Annotated in this window: 14 protein-coding genes and 2 riboswitches; of the genes, 12 read left to right on the forward strand and 2 right to left on the reverse strand. The window is 56.5% G+C overall.

The window, feature by feature from the left end; genetic code table 11:
- Window positions 1–22: 22 nt before the first annotated feature.
- The gene (locus tag HU218_RS12480) at window positions 23–964 is read right to left on the reverse strand and encodes a chemotaxis protein (protein WP_174875270.1); all 942 of its coding nucleotides are present in this window, start codon (window positions 962–964) and stop codon (window positions 23–25) included.
- 200 nt (window positions 965–1,164) lie between these two features.
- Here HU218_RS12480 and HU218_RS12485 point away from each other — a divergent pair, with 200 nt between their 5' ends.
- The 9 genes from HU218_RS12485 to cheD all read left to right on the forward strand — a co-directional run bounded on the left by HU218_RS12485 (window position 1,165) and on the right by cheD (window position 11,559).
- Entirely contained in the window at window positions 1,165–2,325 is a 1,161-nt protein-coding gene (locus HU218_RS12485) for a sensor histidine kinase (protein WP_174875271.1), read from the forward strand.
- A 4-nt stretch (window positions 2,326–2,329) separates the two neighbouring features.
- The gene (locus HU218_RS12490; RefSeq protein ID WP_174875272.1) at window positions 2,330–2,635 is read left to right on the forward strand and encodes an STAS domain-containing protein; all 306 of its coding nucleotides are present in this window, start codon (window positions 2,330–2,332) and stop codon (window positions 2,633–2,635) included.
- 139 nt (window positions 2,636–2,774) lie between these two features.
- On the forward strand, window positions 2,775–3,140 hold the full coding sequence (locus tag HU218_RS12495; protein ID WP_174875273.1) for a response regulator: 366 nt from the start codon (window positions 2,775–2,777) through the stop codon (window positions 3,138–3,140).
- Window positions 3,141–3,173: 33 nt separating this feature from the next.
- Window positions 3,174–5,330 (forward strand): chemotaxis protein CheW, encoded by a 2,157-nt coding sequence (locus HU218_RS12500; protein WP_174875274.1) that lies wholly within the window; start codon window positions 3,174–3,176, stop codon window positions 5,328–5,330.
- A 47-nt stretch (window positions 5,331–5,377) separates the two neighbouring features.
- Window positions 5,378–5,857: a chemotaxis protein CheW gene (locus HU218_RS12505; RefSeq protein ID WP_217450816.1), complete on the forward strand. Its 480-nt coding sequence runs from the start codon at window positions 5,378–5,380 to the stop codon at window positions 5,855–5,857.
- Between the two features lie 13 nt (window positions 5,858–5,870).
- Entirely contained in the window at window positions 5,871–9,038 is a 3,168-nt protein-coding gene (locus HU218_RS17140; protein ID WP_174875276.1) for a methyl-accepting chemotaxis protein, read from the forward strand.
- A 1-nt stretch (window position 9,039) separates the two neighbouring features.
- Window positions 9,040–9,882 (forward strand): CheR family methyltransferase, encoded by an 843-nt coding sequence (locus HU218_RS12515; protein WP_217450817.1) that lies wholly within the window; start codon window positions 9,040–9,042, stop codon window positions 9,880–9,882.
- Window positions 9,883–9,886: 4 nt separating this feature from the next.
- The gene (locus HU218_RS12520) at window positions 9,887–10,960 is read left to right on the forward strand and encodes a protein-glutamate methylesterase/protein-glutamine glutaminase (protein ID WP_174875278.1); all 1,074 of its coding nucleotides are present in this window, start codon (window positions 9,887–9,889) and stop codon (window positions 10,958–10,960) included.
- The gene (gene cheD / locus HU218_RS12525) at window positions 10,960–11,559 is read left to right on the forward strand and encodes a chemoreceptor glutamine deamidase CheD (protein ID WP_174875279.1); all 600 of its coding nucleotides are present in this window, start codon (window positions 10,960–10,962) and stop codon (window positions 11,557–11,559) included. Before HU218_RS12520 ends, cheD begins: the two co-directional genes overlap by 1 nt.
- 44 nt (window positions 11,560–11,603) lie before the next feature.
- On the opposite strand, the gene fdxA is transcribed toward cheD, so the two are convergent.
- Window positions 11,604–11,927, reverse strand: coding sequence for a ferredoxin FdxA (fdxA, locus tag HU218_RS12530; protein WP_174875280.1), 324 nt, complete (start codon window positions 11,925–11,927; stop codon window positions 11,604–11,606).
- Window positions 11,928–11,998: 71 nt separating this feature from the next.
- Here fdxA and gluQRS point away from each other — a divergent pair, with 71 nt between their 5' ends.
- The 3 genes from gluQRS to gcvH all read left to right on the forward strand — a co-directional run bounded on the left by gluQRS (window position 11,999) and on the right by gcvH (window position 14,809).
- Window positions 11,999–12,895 carry a tRNA glutamyl-Q(34) synthetase GluQRS gene (gluQRS, locus tag HU218_RS12535; protein ID WP_174875281.1) on the forward strand — a complete coding sequence of 299 codons (897 nt, stop codon included), beginning with the start codon at window positions 11,999–12,001 and terminating at the stop codon, window positions 12,893–12,895.
- Window positions 12,896–13,019: 124 nt separating this feature from the next.
- Window positions 13,020–13,119, forward strand: a riboswitch (glycine riboswitch).
- Between the two features lie 9 nt (window positions 13,120–13,128).
- A riboswitch (glycine riboswitch) is annotated at window positions 13,129–13,223 on the forward strand.
- 32 nt (window positions 13,224–13,255) lie between these two features.
- Window positions 13,256–14,341, forward strand: a complete 1,086-nt coding sequence (gcvT, locus tag HU218_RS12540) for a glycine cleavage system aminomethyltransferase GcvT (RefSeq protein ID WP_174875282.1) — start codon at window positions 13,256–13,258, stop codon at window positions 14,339–14,341.
- Window positions 14,342–14,422: 81 nt separating this feature from the next.
- Complete coding sequence (gene gcvH / locus HU218_RS12545) at window positions 14,423–14,809, forward strand: glycine cleavage system protein GcvH (protein ID WP_174875283.1); 387 nt, start codon at window positions 14,423–14,425, stop codon at window positions 14,807–14,809.
- Window positions 14,810–14,838 lie beyond the last annotated feature (29 nt).

The raw sequence follows: 14,838 nt of genomic DNA on the forward strand, positions 1-14,838 counted from the left end.
TCCTTTTTTCTGTGTCGCTGGATCAGATTTTCAACATCTCGCGGATCTTCATCGACAGCTTTTGAGGCTCGAACTTGGATACGTAGGCATCAACACCTACGGATTCGCCCAGCTTCTGGTTCGACTGACCGGACAGGGAGGAATGCATCAGTACTGGGATGCCAGCAAAACGAGGGTCCGATTTGACCATTTTTGTCAGCATGTAACCATCCATCTCCGGCATTTCCACATCGGTCAAAATCAGGTGTACCACTTCATTCAGTTTGCGACCGGCCAGTTCGGCCTGCCCTGCCATCCGCTGCAGGTCGTCCCAAGCGCGCATGCCGTTGATGGCGTAGGCGTACTTCACCTGCATGGCCTGGAAGGTGCGCTCAATCTGCTTGCGGGCGACTGCGGAGTCGTCGGCAAAATAAACCATACGCTCTTCGCGTAGCGGCTCAATGTTAAGGAACTGGTGTTCATCACTGTACATGGCGGTCTCGGCCAGTACTTTTTCCACATCCATCATCATTACCAGCGTCCCGTTTTCCAGTTCGGTAACAGCGGTAACCAAGCCCCCCATCCGGTTGGTAATCATTTCCGGTGGGACACGCATGGCTGCCCAGTCCAGGCGAAGGATAGTGTCTACTGCCTCGACCAGAAAGCCCTGGGTGTGACCGTTGTATTCGGTCACGATCATGATTTCCGGTTTTTTCTCGCTGATAACACCGGCGTACTTTGCCAGGTCGATGACAGGAACCAGGCTGCCACGGAGGCTGACCATCCCCTCTACTGACGACGGCATTTCCGGCGCCGATGTGATCTCCGGGGTGCGCATCACTTCACGAACTTTGAACACATTGATGCCAAAGGTTTCTTTTCTTCCCGTACGTTGGTCCACGCCAAGCGAGAAGAGCAGGATTTCCAGTTTGTTAGTGCCTGCAAGTTTGGTGCGGGCATCAATTTTTTTAAGCAGTTCTGACACGGAAACCTCCGGAGGGTTGGCCGTCGTGTAACGGATTCGCTGACAATACTATTAATACAAGTTTCGCGCAAAAAGGCCAGCCCAGCTAGCTGACTGGTTGGACGGCCTTGTGCAAGCTGTCAAGCAGGTCTATGCGCATTATCATACTGTTCAAGCAAGTTTTACAAATCATGCGCTACTAGTGTGTAAGGATTTTAACAATGCAGGGCAATAGCGAGCAGTTGCGCGAGGTCTTCGAGCACTTCAATAGCGTCACGGATGAGTTGATCCGTGCTTACAAGTTGCTGGAAAGCCAGGTGGCCGAGCTAAACGGCAAGTTGCAGCAGGCAAACGATGAGCTGCTACAGAAATCCGAGGCAAATGAAAGGTTGGCCGCCAAGTTAACCGCCTTGCTGGCAGCGATGCCGGTAGGTGTGGTCGAGCTGGATAGAGAGGGGGTTGTCTCTGCGGTCAATGAGGCTGCTACTGCACTACTGCCTGATTTGGAAGTAAAGCAGTCATGGCAGCTGGATGCTTTGCTGGATCGGGATGCTCAGGATGGCGAGTTTCTGGGGCGACGAGGGGATGGGTCTATCGTTTTTGTTTCTGTCGCCGAGGTGGCGCTGCAGGGGCAGGGGAGTTTTGTATTGCTGGTTGACGTAACGCATTTACGGCAGTTGCATGAGCAACTTGCCCAGCAAGCCAAGCTAGCATCAATGGGGCGGATGGCGGCATCGCTGGCGCATCAAATCCGGACGCCGTTGGCGACTGCGTTGCTTTATGCGGCCAACCTGTGCCGCAGTGATTTGCAGGAGGAGGCCAAGGGGCGCTTTGCTAGCAAAGTTGTCGACAGGCTTAGGGCCCTGGAATCATTGGTGCAGGATATGTTGAGCTTTGTTCGCTCCGGTGTGGTGGAGGGGGTGCAGGAGCGGTTTGATGTGGGCCTGCTGCTGCAGGAAGTTGAGCTGATCGTGTCTCCCTTGCTGGAAAAAAAGCATCTGCACTGGCAACTACGGGTGGGGGAAGCTGGTGCTGTACAGGCTGTGCGATCCGATCTTGTTGGCGCGCTGGTCAATTTGATTGAAAATGCATGCCAGTTTTGCCCGGATTACGGGCAGGTGTGGTTGGAGTCATCTGTCCAGGCAGGACAGGTACTACTGAGGGTGGCTAATGAAGGCGAGGCCATCCCGGATGGGCTGCAACAGCAAATTTTTGATCCATTTTTTACTACAAGGGCAAATGGCACAGGACTTGGACTTGCCATTGTCAAAAGAGTGGTCGAGGATATGAAGGGATCGATCAGATATACGCGCGATGGTGGAATGACAGTTTTTGAGCTGAGAATTCCAATCGCTGTCGGCGCGGCCATCAAGGGGAAGTAGTGGTATGAAACCTATCGTCAGGATAGAAGGTAAATCCGGGTCAATTGTGCTGGTCGGTCAGTTTGACTTCAACGTGCACAAGGACTTCCGCGCGGCCAGTCAGGAGTTGCTGGAGAATAGTGCGATATCCCATATCGAGGTGGATTTCGAGCAAGTGCCATATCTCGATAGCTCGGCCTTGGGCATGCTTTTGCTGTTGAAGGAGCGTGCCGGTGCCGCCGGTAAGGATCTGGCGCTGGTGAATTGTCGTGATACCGTGCGGCAAGTTCTGGAAATCGCGTGCTTCACCAAACTGTTCACTATTCGGTGATATCTGTTTGTCCTGTAGTAGGAGGCGGTCGCCTTTGCTGCAGGGCTGTCGGCCTTGGTAATCGGTTCTTGTGCGGCAGGTAGCAGAACTGGTTCCGGGGCGGCAATGCTACATTCCAAGGAATGATTGGATACCGGCTATGGCCAAAAAAATTCTCACTGTAGATGATTCTGCCTCTATCAGACAGATGGTGACCTTTACGCTGAAAAGCGCTGGATATGAAGTAATAGAGGCTGCCGATGGCAATGCGGGTCTTGCCAAGGCGCAGACGTCTCAGGTCGATCTTGTGCTGACTGACCAGAATATGCCTGGCATGGATGGACTTACGCTGATCCGCTCGCTCCGTCAGCTTCCCAATTATCTGTCTACCCCAATCCTGATGCTGACTACCGAGTCCAGCGATCAGATGAAAGCACAAGGGCGTGCTGCGGGTGCTACCGGCTGGTTGGTCAAGCCGTTTGATCCTCAGAAGCTGATCGACGTCGTGCGTCGTTTGGTGGGCTGAAGTCTGCGTTGATCTGTCCCGAGGGGGCCGCCGATGTCATTTGATATGTCCCAGTTTCATCAGGTGTTCTTTGATGAAACGGCCGAACATCTGGCCAGCATGGAGTCTTTACTGCTGGTCATCGATATTGACCGGCCGGACAGCGAAGATTTGAATGCCATTTTCAGGGCCGCCCACTCTATTAAAGGTGGTGCAGCGACTTTTGGTTTTACCGATCTGGCCGACCTTACCCATGTGCTTGAAAATCTGCTGGATAAAGTTAGGAAGCTGGAACTGCCTCTTAGCCGGCAGATTGTAGATGCATCGTTGCAGTCTGGTGATTTGCTTAAGGACATGTTGGCACACCACCGTGGTGCTGATGCAGTTCCCTCGGGGCGAATTCAAGAGCTAAAACAGATTCTGATCCAACTGTCGCAGGGGGAGGTCGTCGTGGCGGCGCCCGCGCCGGTAGTCGAGCCGGTCAGCGGGCGTTTGCATATCGAGTTGCATCAGCCGCTGGCTTTGCCTGAGGCTGATATTTGGCAAAGGTTGGCCGCGCTTGGACAGGTGGAAGTTATCAGTAGCCTTCCGGAGGATGGCAGGGTTGGCCTGCCTGCGATTGCATTACTAACCACTACTGTCAGTTGTGACGAAGTCAGCGAAATGCTGGCCTTTGTGCTTGATCCTGCTTCTTTCCGGGTGCTGCAGAATGTCACTACCGAGGATGATGGCTTTGGCTTGTTTGGCGCTTCGGAGTCAGCGGCTGCTCTTGGGGTGTCTGCAGATGGCGCCCTGCTGGAAGAAGATGGTTTTGGCTTGTTTGAGCCGTTGCCCGAAGTAGCAATTGCCGCCGATCCGCATATCGCTTACGAAGAGCCCGGCTTTGGTTTGTTTCAACCAATGCCGGCGCTTGCTACGGCAAGCACCCCGGCTGTGATCGCAGATTCGCCCGCCCCTACCAGCTCTAATGCTGTCAGTCGTACCGAGGCTCGTTCTGCCAGTAGTAACAGCCAGGCAGGCGAGAGTTCCATTCGTGTCAGCACCGATAAAGTCGATTTATTGCTAAATCTGGTGGGGGAACTGGTTATCACCCAATCCATGCTGGTGCAGTACGGTGGCGGGCTTGATACCGTGGCTCACGAGAAGCTGCTCAACAGCATCTCGCTGCTGCAACGCAACTCCCGGGAGTTGCAAGAGGCGGTGATGTCCATCCGTATGATGCCTATTTCCTTCGTTTTCCAGCGCTTTCCCCGTGTGGTTCGTGATCTTGCCGCCAAGCTCGACAAACAGGTGGAGCTGAAAATGGTCGGGGAGAGCACCGAGCTGGATAAGGGCTTTATCGAAAAGCTGTCTGACCCGCTTACCCACCTGGTGCGAAATAGCCTGGACCACGGTGTGGAGTCTCCTCAGGAGCGGCTGGCCAAAGGCAAGCAGGCATGTGGTCTGTTGACGCTGCGGGCTTTTCACGAGGGCGGCAGCATCGTTATCGAGGTTACCGACGATGGGGCGGGGCTGCGCCGCGACAAAATCCTGGCCAAGGCGCGCGAGCGTGGACTGCCGGTGCAGGACAGCATGACGGATGGCGATGTGTGGGCGCTGATTTTCGAGCCCGGCTTTTCTACTGCGGCCGAAGTGACCGATGTTTCCGGCCGCGGGGTGGGCATGGACGTGGTGCGCAAGAACATTGTCGCGATGGGCGGGCGTATCGATATCAGCAGCATGGCAGATATCGGCACGACCATGACCATTCGGTTGCCGCTGACCCTTGCGATCATGGATGGCATGTCGGTCATGGTCGGTGATGAAACCTACGTACTACCGCTGAACTATATTCTGGAGTCGCTACAACCGCAGCCCGGTGATGTGAAGAACATTGTCGGTCGCGGCAGGATTGTCAGTATTCGCGGCGAATATCTGCCGATCATCAGTATTGCCGACGTCTTTGAGATCACCCCGCTTAATGCGTTGCCGGAACAGGCCATCCTTATCGTGGTAGAGGCTGGAGGACAGAAGTTTGCGTTGATGGTCGACGAATTGCTCGGGCAGCAGCAGTTTGTGGTGAAAAACATTGAGGCGAACTACCGGAAGGTGGAGGGGCTGTCCGGCGCCACCATTCTGGGGGATGGCCGTGTCGCACTGATTCTGGACGTAGGTGCGATTGTCAGAATGAACATGCAGAAAGTACCGCAGACCGATGCGGTGACGGTCTGATCTAACCGTAACGGGGTACGGCAAACATCATGACGGATACACGAATAATGGCAGAAACCGATGCCCAGCGCCGGGAGTTCCTGGTCTTCACGTTGGGGCAGGAAGAATATGGTATCGACATTCTGAAGGTGCAGGAGATTCGCGGCTATGACGCTGTAACCCGCCTGGCGAAATCGCCCGAGTTCATTAAGGGCGTTATCAATTTGCGCGGCCATATCGTTCCTATCATCGATATGCGTATCAAATTCGGCGTCGGAAACATCGTTTACAACGACTTTACCGTGGTAATCATTCTGAATGTGCTGGGTCGTACCGTCGGTATGGTGGTTGACGGCGTTTCCGATGTGATCGAGCTGGCAGGGGAGGATATCAAGCCGGCTCCGGAATTCGGTTCGGTGATGGATACTGCCTACATCCAGGGGCTGGGCGCCATTGGTGAGCGCATGATCATCATGGTGGATATCGAAAAACTGATGAGCAGTCAGGAAATGGCGTTGATGGATTCCGCGTTGGCGGCCAACGTTTAAGGGGGTGACAAACATGAAAGTGAAGAACCTGTTATGGCTGGGCTTTGGTATCTTGCTGGTTCTGATTGCCTCCGCTTCTGTGTTGGCTATCGTGCGGTTGGATGTGATGTCTGGCGATATCGACAAGGTTGCTAGTTATCATTTGCCACGCTCTGGAGCGGCCGGTCGTATCGTTGATAACGTTAACGAGACTGCTAGGGGCGTACGTACCGCTTTGCTGAGCAGTGATCCAGTGCTGGTACAGCAGCAGGTGCAAGATCTGGACAAAGCTCTGGCGGGTATGGACGAGGCATACGCCCAGCTCAAGCAATATCCGGCTGATGATGTCGCCATGCCACTCGAAGCTGCTGTGCGTCAGGCCGATGCAAGTTATCGCGCTGACCTTGGGCAGTTTGTTGTCTTGTTCAAGGCTGGGCAACTGGAAGAGGCAAAGGCTTTTCTGTTTGCCAAGTTGCGTCCGGGTCAGAAGAACTACCAGACGGCCGTGAATAAACTGGTGAGCTACGAGGAAGCGCAGGTTAATGAGCGGACTACCGCCGTGTTGCAGTCTGCTCGACATACCGGGCAGGCCTTGCAATTGCTCTTGGCAGTTTCGCTTGTTGTTGGTTTGCTGGCAGCCTGGCTGATCAGCCGTCGTCTGTTCCGTACTCTGGGGTGTGAGCCGGCAGTTGCTACGCAACTCATGAAAGAGCTGGCATCGGGCCATCTGGAAACTGATTTTAAAGTGGCCGAGGCAGATACTACTAGCCTGGCTTACTACATGAAGTTGGCCGCAGACAAGGCGATAGAGAATATTCTGGTGCGCAATGCGCTGGATGTTGCTGCGACCAATGTCATGATCGCCGATAGTAATAACGTGGTGGTGTATACCAACCAGGCGGTGCAGGACATGCTGGCCAATGCAGAAGCGGACATTCGCAAGGAGCTGCCGAGCTTCTCTGCCCGCAGTGTGATTGGCAGCAATATTGATGGCTTCCACAAGCATCCGGAATACCAGCGCAAGATGCTCTCCAACTTGCGCAGCACACACCGGGCCCAGATCAGCGTCGGTGGTCGCTCCTTTACCTTGCTGGTTAACCCGATCAGCGACAACAAGGGGCGCGGTCTCGGCATGGTGGTCGAGTGGCAGGACATTACCGAGCAATTGAAGCTGCAACAGCTGGAGCAGGATAAGCGCCTGGAAGAGCAGCGTCAGATGGCGGAGAACACCCGTATCCGCAAGGCGCTGGATAATGTTTCCGCCAATGTGATGATTGCGGACAACGAACGCAGCATCATTTACATGAACCGCAGTGTGCAGGAAATGCTGCGCGAAGCCGAAGCCGATATCAAGAAGGTGCTGCCTAACTTTGATTCGCGAACCCTGCTGGGTTCCAGCATGGATGGCTTCCATCGTAATCCTGCGCACCAGCGTGAGCTGCTGGCCAACCTGAAGCAAACCTACACTGCCGATATCGTGGTGGGTAATCGCTCGTTTACCTTGATTGCCAACCCGGTGTTTAGCGATAGCGGCGAGCGTCTTGGCTCGGTAGTGGAGTGGGCGGATATGACCGAGAAGCTTCATGCCCAGCGTCTGGAGCAACAGCGCCGGGAAGAAGAGCAGGTCATGCTGGCGGAAAATACCCGCATCCGCAAAGCACTGGATAATGTCTCTTCCAATGTGATGATTGCCGACAATGACCGCACCATCATCTACATGAACCGCAGCGTGCATGACATGCTGCGCAATGCCGAAGCCGACATCAAGAAAGCCCTGCCCAACTTTGATGCGCGTAATTTGCTTGGAACCAGCATGGATGGTTTCCACCGCAATCCAGCGCATCAGCGTGACCTGCTGGCGGGTCTCAAACAAACATATACGGCGCAAATCGTGGTGGGTGGCCGCACCTTCCGCCTGATTGCCAACCCAGTATTCAGCGACACTGGCGAGCGACTGGGCTCCGTGGTGGAGTGGGCCGACCGGACCGAAGAAGTGCGTGTTGAGAAAGAAGTCTCCGACATCGTTGGTGCTGCCGTACGTGGCGACTTCCTGCAGCGTATCCCGATGGATGGCAAGAGCGGTTTCTTTGCGACACTCTCCGAGCAAATCAATCAATTGATGGAGGTTTCCAACCAGGGGCTATCTGATGTGGCGACCGTGTTGGCCGCACTCGCCAAGGGTGATCTGACCCGCACGATCTCTGCCGACTACCAAGGCATGTTCGGGCAGCTGAAGTCCGACACCAATATGACCGTTTCACGACTGCGTGAGATCGTTGGCAACATTCAGGAAGCCGCTTCTGCCATCAATACCGCGGCGCGGGAAATTTCTGCCGGTAACAGCAACCTGTCCAGCCGTACCGAACAACAGGCCGCCAGTCTGGAAGAAACAGCGTCCAGCATGGAAGAAATCACCAGTACGGTGAAGCAGAATGCGGATAACTCGCGCAAGGCCAATTCGCTGGCCGTGGGGGCATCGGATATTGCCTCACGCGGTGGGGTAGTGGTGGGTCAAGTGGTTTCCACCATGAACGAGATCAACCAGAGTGCCACCAAGATCGTCGACATTATCAGTGTGATTGACGGTATTGCTTTCCAGACCAATATCCTGGCGTTGAATGCTGCCGTGGAGGCTGCGCGTGCCGGTGAACAAGGACGTGGCTTTGCCGTGGTGGCCAGCGAGGTGCGTAACCTGGCGCAGCGTTCAGCGGCTGCGGCCAAGGAAATCAAGGGGTTGATCGGCGATTCGGTAGATAAGGTGGAGTCCGGTACCCGTCTGGTGGATGAGGCCGGTCGCACCATGGAGGAGATCGTTTCTTCGATCCGTCGGGTAGCCGACATCATGAGCGAGATTTCTGCCGCCTCTATCGAGCAGAGTTCCGGTATCGAGCAGGTAAACCTTGCCGTTAGCCAGATGGACGAAAATACCCAGAAGAATGCGGCGCTGGTCGAGGAGGCTGCCGCTGCCGCCGAGTCGCTGGAAGAGCAGGCTTCGGTATTGCTGGATGCCGTATCTATTTTCCATCTGGACGGAAGTATCAGAACACCAGTTGTTACTCCCGCTACGGTTAAGCCGGTGCACGAGCCTCTCCCGAGGGTTGCTGTTGCCGAGATGGTGGCGACACCCCGTCGCGCACCACAGCTGATGCACTCGCCACTGAATTCCCAGCCAACCGATGAGGGCGAATGGGAGGAGTTCTGACATGGCGGCAGAGGCAGAAGCGATCTTTCCGCGGGATTTGCATTTTTCCGAGGCAGACTTTCTCGCGGTAAGGTCGCTACTGTACAACAAGACTGGCATTGCCTTGAGTGATGCCAAGAACCACATGGCTTATGCCCGACTAGCCAAGCGGGTGCGTCACCAGGGTTTCAAGTCGTTTGCAGATTATCTGGCGTTACTCGATTCAGCTGCAGGGGCGGGGGAGTGGGAGCATTTCATCAATGCACTCACTACCAACCTGACATCCTTTTTTCGCGAAAGTCACCACTTCGATATTTTGCGGCAGCATGCCCAGCAGCATGCCGAAGGCAGCAATCCATATCGGGTCTGGAGTTCGGCAGCGTCGACCGGTGAAGAACCTTATTCCATTCTGTTTACGCTAGCGCAAACGCTGCAAGCTGGACGCTACGATATAGTGGCATCAGATATCGACACTCAGGTGCTGACCAAGGCTGCCTCTGGTGTCTACAGTGCGGATCGGGTTGCCAAGCTTGATCCATCGCTGTTGAAGCAGTTCTTTGTACGCGGCGTGGGGAGTAATAACGGCAAGGTCAAAGTGAAGTCTGTCTTTGCCCGGCAAGTCCAGTTTCGGCAGATCAATCTGGTCGATGCCAGTTGGCCGCAATTGGGAGTGTTCGATGTCATTTTTTGCCGTAACGTACTGATTTATTTTGACAAGCAAACTCAGGCCGGCATTCTCGAGCACTTTGCCCGGCATCTGAAACCGCATGGTCTTTTGTTGCTGGGGCATTCGGAGAATATCCAGCATATCAGCAATACCTTTGCGCCTTGTGGCAAGACAGCCTACCGCCTGGCGCGTGGATAACACTATGGTGCAGGGGCGAAAAATCCGGGTTGTAGTGGTGGATGATTCTGCTTTGATCCGCGAGGTTCTGGGCAAGATTATCAATGCCGAGGCGGACATGGAGGTGGTGGCATTTGCCCCCGACCCGGTGGCGGCCCGGGAGCGTATCCGCGAGAGCAATCCGGATGTGATTACGCTGGACGTAGAAATGCCGCGCATGGATGGGCTTGAGTTTCTGCGACGGCTGATGAGTCTGCGGCCAACCCCGGTGTTGATGATTTCGTCGCTGACCGCCACCGGGTCTGACATTGCCCTGCGCGCACTGGAGTTGGGTGCGGTCGATTGCATCGAGAAACCGCAGGTCAATATCAGTCGCGGCATGCAGGAATACGCCGAGCTGATTTGCGACAAGATTCGTGCGGCGGCGGCCGCGCGAGTACAGTTACCTAGCCGCTTCATCCAGCAAGAAGCGAATCAGTCCAAGGCTGCCGGCAACGTCACTATCTTGCGCAAGGATGCGGTGATAGTCGTGGGGGCTTCCACCGGTGGAACCGAAGCACTGCGCGAATTCCTGAGCGGCCTACCGGCTAATACGCCACCGGTACTGGTGGTGCAGCATATGCCGGAGCATTTCACGCTGTCGTTTGCTCAGCGGCTGGACCAATGCTGTGCCATGAGTGTGTGCGAGGCCAGCGATGGTCAACCTCTGGTCGCCGGCAATATCTACATTGCACCCGGACATTCCCATTTGAGTATCGTCAGCCGGAGCGGGCAACTGTTTACCCATCTTGAGCAAAGTGAGCTGGTTAACCGCCATCGTCCGGCCGTAGATGTCTTGTTTGACTCGGCGGCCAACCTGCTTGGCAAACGCGCGGTGGGCGTGATCCTTACCGGAATGGGAAAAGATGGCGCCGCAGGGCTGCTGCGTATGCGCGAGGCTGGTAGCTACAATTTCGGCCAGGATCAGGCATCGTGTGTAGTGTATGGCATGCCGCGCGCCGCGTACGAAATCGGGGCGGTACACGAGGTAGTACCGCTATCGCAAATGGCCACGCAGGTATTGGCCTATTTGTGCGGCCAACATAAACGGGAGGCCTGATGCTGGGTGGTCATGCAGCACATCGCTATTTCGACAAGCATTTCAACAAGAATGCAGCCAAGCTGTTGCCGGGCGAGTACCAGGCTACCGATGATGGCCTGCTGCTGGTGACGGTGCTCGGCTCCTGCGTCTCTGCCTGCCTGCGCGACCGGGTGACCGGCATCGCCGGCATGAACCATTTCATGCTGCCGGATCAGGGCAGCGGTAGCAGCGACCGTCTGATGCCGGCCCGTTTTGGTACCCATGCCATGGAGCTGCTGATCAACGACATGCTCAAGCTTGGCGCCAACCGCCGTTCGCTGGAAGCCAAGGTTTTCGGTGGCGGTAACGTGCTGGATGGCATGACCAAGGCTAACATCGGGCAGCGTAATGCCAGTTTCGTGCATGCATTCCTGGCGCAGGAGCATATCCCGATCGTGGCCGAGGACCTCGGGGCGGATATTGCCCGCAAGGTGTACTTTTTTACCGATACCGGCAAGGTGCTGATCAAGAAAATCCGTCCGCAACACAATCTGGTGCAGGAAGAAGAAAGCTATCGCCAGCGCATCGACCGCGACAGCGAGCGCAAGGTTGGCGGAGACGTCGATCTGTTTATCTGACGGTGTTGCCGGTCGATTGCACATGACCGGCAGCATTGCCGTGATCAGCGCTCCAGTAGCGGTAACTTGCCTTCTACGCCTGCCCATTGCTCATGATCGGGGAGTGGCGCTTTCTGTTCGGTGATGACCGGCCACAGTCTGGACAGCTCGGCATTGAGTGCCAGCATGGCGTGCTGGGCCGGTGGCAGTTCTTCTTCGGTGGTAATTGCGCTGATCGGGCATTCCGGTACGCACAGCGTGCAATCGATGCATTCGTCCGGGTCGATAACCAGAAAATTGGGGCCTTCGTGAAAGCAGTCCACCGGGCAAACCTCTACACAGTCGGTGTATTTGCATTTGATACAGGCTTCGGTTACAACGTGCGTCATCTCTCGCCCTCCGTACGGCCAGCCGGCTGATTCCGGACCGTTCCAGCTGATTATTGTTGCCATCTGCCTGTATGTCTGCCCCTGATTTTTCCTATCGTGGCCGTTTCGCTCCCAGCCCTACCGGTCTGCTGCATGCCGGCTCGCTGACTACCGCGGTCGGCAGCTATCTGGAGGCCCGCAGCCGCGGCGGACAATGGCTGCTGCGCATGGAGGATCTTGATCCGCCCCGCGAAATGCCCGGCGCTGCGACCAATATCTTGCGCACGCTGGAGGCCTTCGGCTTCGAGTGGGATGGCGAGGTGGTTTACCAGAGCCAGCGTCATCATTTGTACCGCGCTGCGCTGGAGCAACTTATCCGGCAGGGCGATGCCTATGGCTGTGGCTGCAGCCGCAAGGAAATCTCGGCGCATGGCCTGCGTGGTCTTGATGGCATGGTCTATCCCGGCACGTGTCGCCACGGGTTGGCGCCGGGACGCAGCCCGCGTGCCTGGCGCCTGAAGGTGCCGGATCGCACCCTCGGATTCGAAGACCGCTTGCAGGGGTACTACGCGCAACAACTGCAGCAGGATATCGGTGATTTTGTGCTGTTGCGCGCCGACGGGTTCTGGGCCTATCAGCTGGCGGTGGTGGTGGATGATATCGAGCAGGGCATCAGCGATATTGTTCGCGGGGCTGACCTGCTGGTGTCGACGCCACGTCAGTTATGGCTGCGGCAATGCCTCGGCGGGCCGGCCATCAGCCACTGTCATCTACCGCTGATGGTGAATCTGGCGGGAGAGAAGCTTTCCAAGCAGACACTGGCGCCTGCGATCTCGCCACGGTTGGCAGCAGATGAGCTGCGGCTGGCGCTACTGCGCTTGGGGCATGCCGCACCGGCCGATGTCCAGTCGCTTGCCGAGTTGTGGTCGTGGGCATTGACGCACTGGTCGTTGTCGCGGGTTCCTGCCGGTCCGGTGGTTATCGGCTAACAGCATGCGCTAAGGGATTGGCAGCAAAGCGAATTATCACGCCCGTCAGCTAAACAGTTGTCGCAAGTGACTGAAAACTGGACAAAACCCGACTTGCCAACCAGACGGTGGGCGACGATAATCGCCGCATTCCGCAGGAGAGTGCGGCCGCCGTAACCGGCAGGCTGCCGCCGAAGGCGCAAGTGCACCCGCAATCGCTCAGGCAAAAGGACTGTAAGAATCTGGCTGCAAGGCCAGCAGAATCTGGAGAGCGGCGCGACAAGCGTCCACCGAAGGGGCTAACGGCGCAATGCCGGAAAATCTCAGGTGCATGGACAGAGGGGTGTGAGCTAGCGGAAAAACTCACTCCGAGGACTTGCCATGACGGCCCCGAAACGTACCCCCCTGTTTGATGCGCACATTGCGGCCAGTGCAAAAATGGTCGATTTTGCCGGTTGGGAAATGCCGATCCATTACGGCTCCCAGCTGAAAGAACATGAAATCGTGCGTAGCGACGCCGGCATGTTCGACGTATCCCACATGACCGTGGTCGACATCACCGGTAGCGATGCCAAAGGCTGGCTGCAAAAGCTGATCGCCAACGATGTGTCCAAACTGGGCTTCGAAGGCAAGGCGCTGTATTCCGGCATGCTCAACGAACAAGGCGGCGTGGTGGATGACCTGATCGTCTACCTCACCGCGACCGGTTATCGCATGGTGATCAACGCCGGCACCACCGAAAAAGACCTGGCATGGATGGACAAGCAGTCCGCCGGCTTCGATGTCAAGCTGCAGGTGCGCCGTGATCTGGCGATGCTGGCGGTACAAGGCCCGAACGCGATTGCCAAAGTCTGCACCGTCAAGCCGGAGCTGGCCGAAGCCATCCAGGCGCTGAAAGTATTCCAGGGCCTGCCGCAAGGCGAGTGGTTCTACGCCCGCACCGGTTACACCGGTGAAGATGGCCTGGAAATCATGATTCCCGCCACCGAAGCCATTAACTTCTTCAATCAATTGCAAGCCGCAGGCGTGGCACCGATCGGCCTGGGCGCACGCGATACCCTGCGTCTGGAAGCCGGCATGAACCTGTACGGCCACGACATGGACGAAACCGTGTCGCCGCTGGAAGCCGGCATGGGCTGGACCATTGCCTGGAATCCGGAAGAGCGCGACTTCATCGGCCGCAAGGCACTGGAAGCACAGAAAGCTGCCGGCGTCGCCATGAAGCAGGTTGGCCTGGTGCTGGAAGGCCGCGGCGTGCTGCGCGAAGGCCAGAAAGTGGTTGTCGATGGCCAGGAAGGCATCATCACCAGCGGCACCTTCTCGCCGACCCTGAAACATTCCATCGCCATTGCCCGCGTGCCGGCCAGCACCGGCGCTACCGCCCAGGTGGACCTGCGCGGCACGCTGACCGACGTGCGCGTGGTGAAAATGCCGTTCGTACGCAATGGCAAGAAAGTTTTTGAATAAGCTGGTGTATAACGACGTGGCGAGAGCGTCACCCCGGTAATACCCAACCAAGATCCAAACTATCTGCATCAGGAGAATCACATGAGCAACATCCCCGCCGAACTGAAATACGTATCCAGCCATGAATGGCTGCGTCTGGAAGCTGACGGTACCGTTACCGTGGGCATCACCGAGCATGCACAAGAGCTGCTGGGCGACATCGTGTTCGTGGAACTGCCGTCGGTAGGCAGCGCACTGGGTGATGGCGAACAGGCTGGCGTGGTGGAATCGGTAAAAGCCGCCTCCGACATCTACGCCCCGATCGCCGGTGAAGTGCTGGCCGTGAACGCCGAGCTGGAAGCCGCTCCGGATCTGGCCAACAGCGAGCCGTACGCTGCAGGCTGGTTCTTCAAGCTCAAGCCGGCCAATGCCGCCGATCTGGACAAGCTGCTCGACGCGGCTGCCTACGCAGCCGAAATCGGCGCCTGATCGAATGGCCCTGCTGTCACACGACAGCG

Source organism: Vogesella oryzae, from assembly GCF_902829295.1.
In the GTDB taxonomy this organism is placed as follows: Bacteria; Pseudomonadota; Gammaproteobacteria; order Burkholderiales; family Chromobacteriaceae; genus Vogesella; species Vogesella oryzae.

What these genes read in the sequence shown, in the direction of transcription:
- HU218_RS12490 (WP_174875272.1), top strand. Translation starts at nt 2,330, where the DNA reads ATGAAACCTATCGTCAGGATAGAAGGTAAATCCGGGTCAATTGTGCTG.
- fdxA (WP_174875280.1), bottom strand. Translation starts at nt 11,927, where the DNA reads ATGACGCACGTTGTAACCGAAGCCTGTATCAAATGCAAATACACCGAC.
- HU218_RS12485 (WP_174875271.1), top strand. Translation starts at nt 1,165, where the DNA reads ATGCAGGGCAATAGCGAGCAGTTGCGCGAGGTCTTCGAGCACTTCAAT.
- gluQRS (WP_174875281.1), top strand. Translation starts at nt 11,999, where the DNA reads ATGTCTGCCCCTGATTTTTCCTATCGTGGCCGTTTCGCTCCCAGCCCT.
- gcvH (WP_174875283.1), top strand. Translation starts at nt 14,423, where the DNA reads ATGAGCAACATCCCCGCCGAACTGAAATACGTATCCAGCCATGAATGG.
- HU218_RS12500 (WP_174875274.1), top strand. Translation starts at nt 3,174, where the DNA reads ATGTCATTTGATATGTCCCAGTTTCATCAGGTGTTCTTTGATGAAACG.
- HU218_RS12505 (WP_217450816.1), top strand. Translation starts at nt 5,378, where the DNA reads ATGGCAGAAACCGATGCCCAGCGCCGGGAGTTCCTGGTCTTCACGTTG.
- HU218_RS12520 (WP_174875278.1), top strand. Translation starts at nt 9,887, where the DNA reads ATGGTGCAGGGGCGAAAAATCCGGGTTGTAGTGGTGGATGATTCTGCT.
- cheD (WP_174875279.1), top strand. Translation starts at nt 10,960, where the DNA reads ATGCTGGGTGGTCATGCAGCACATCGCTATTTCGACAAGCATTTCAAC.
- gcvT (WP_174875282.1), top strand. Translation starts at nt 13,256, where the DNA reads ATGACGGCCCCGAAACGTACCCCCCTGTTTGATGCGCACATTGCGGCC.
- HU218_RS12515 (WP_217450817.1), top strand. Translation starts at nt 9,040, where the DNA reads ATGGCGGCAGAGGCAGAAGCGATCTTTCCGCGGGATTTGCATTTTTCC.
- HU218_RS12495 (WP_174875273.1), top strand. Translation starts at nt 2,775, where the DNA reads ATGGCCAAAAAAATTCTCACTGTAGATGATTCTGCCTCTATCAGACAG.
- HU218_RS17140 (WP_174875276.1), top strand. Translation starts at nt 5,871, where the DNA reads ATGAAAGTGAAGAACCTGTTATGGCTGGGCTTTGGTATCTTGCTGGTT.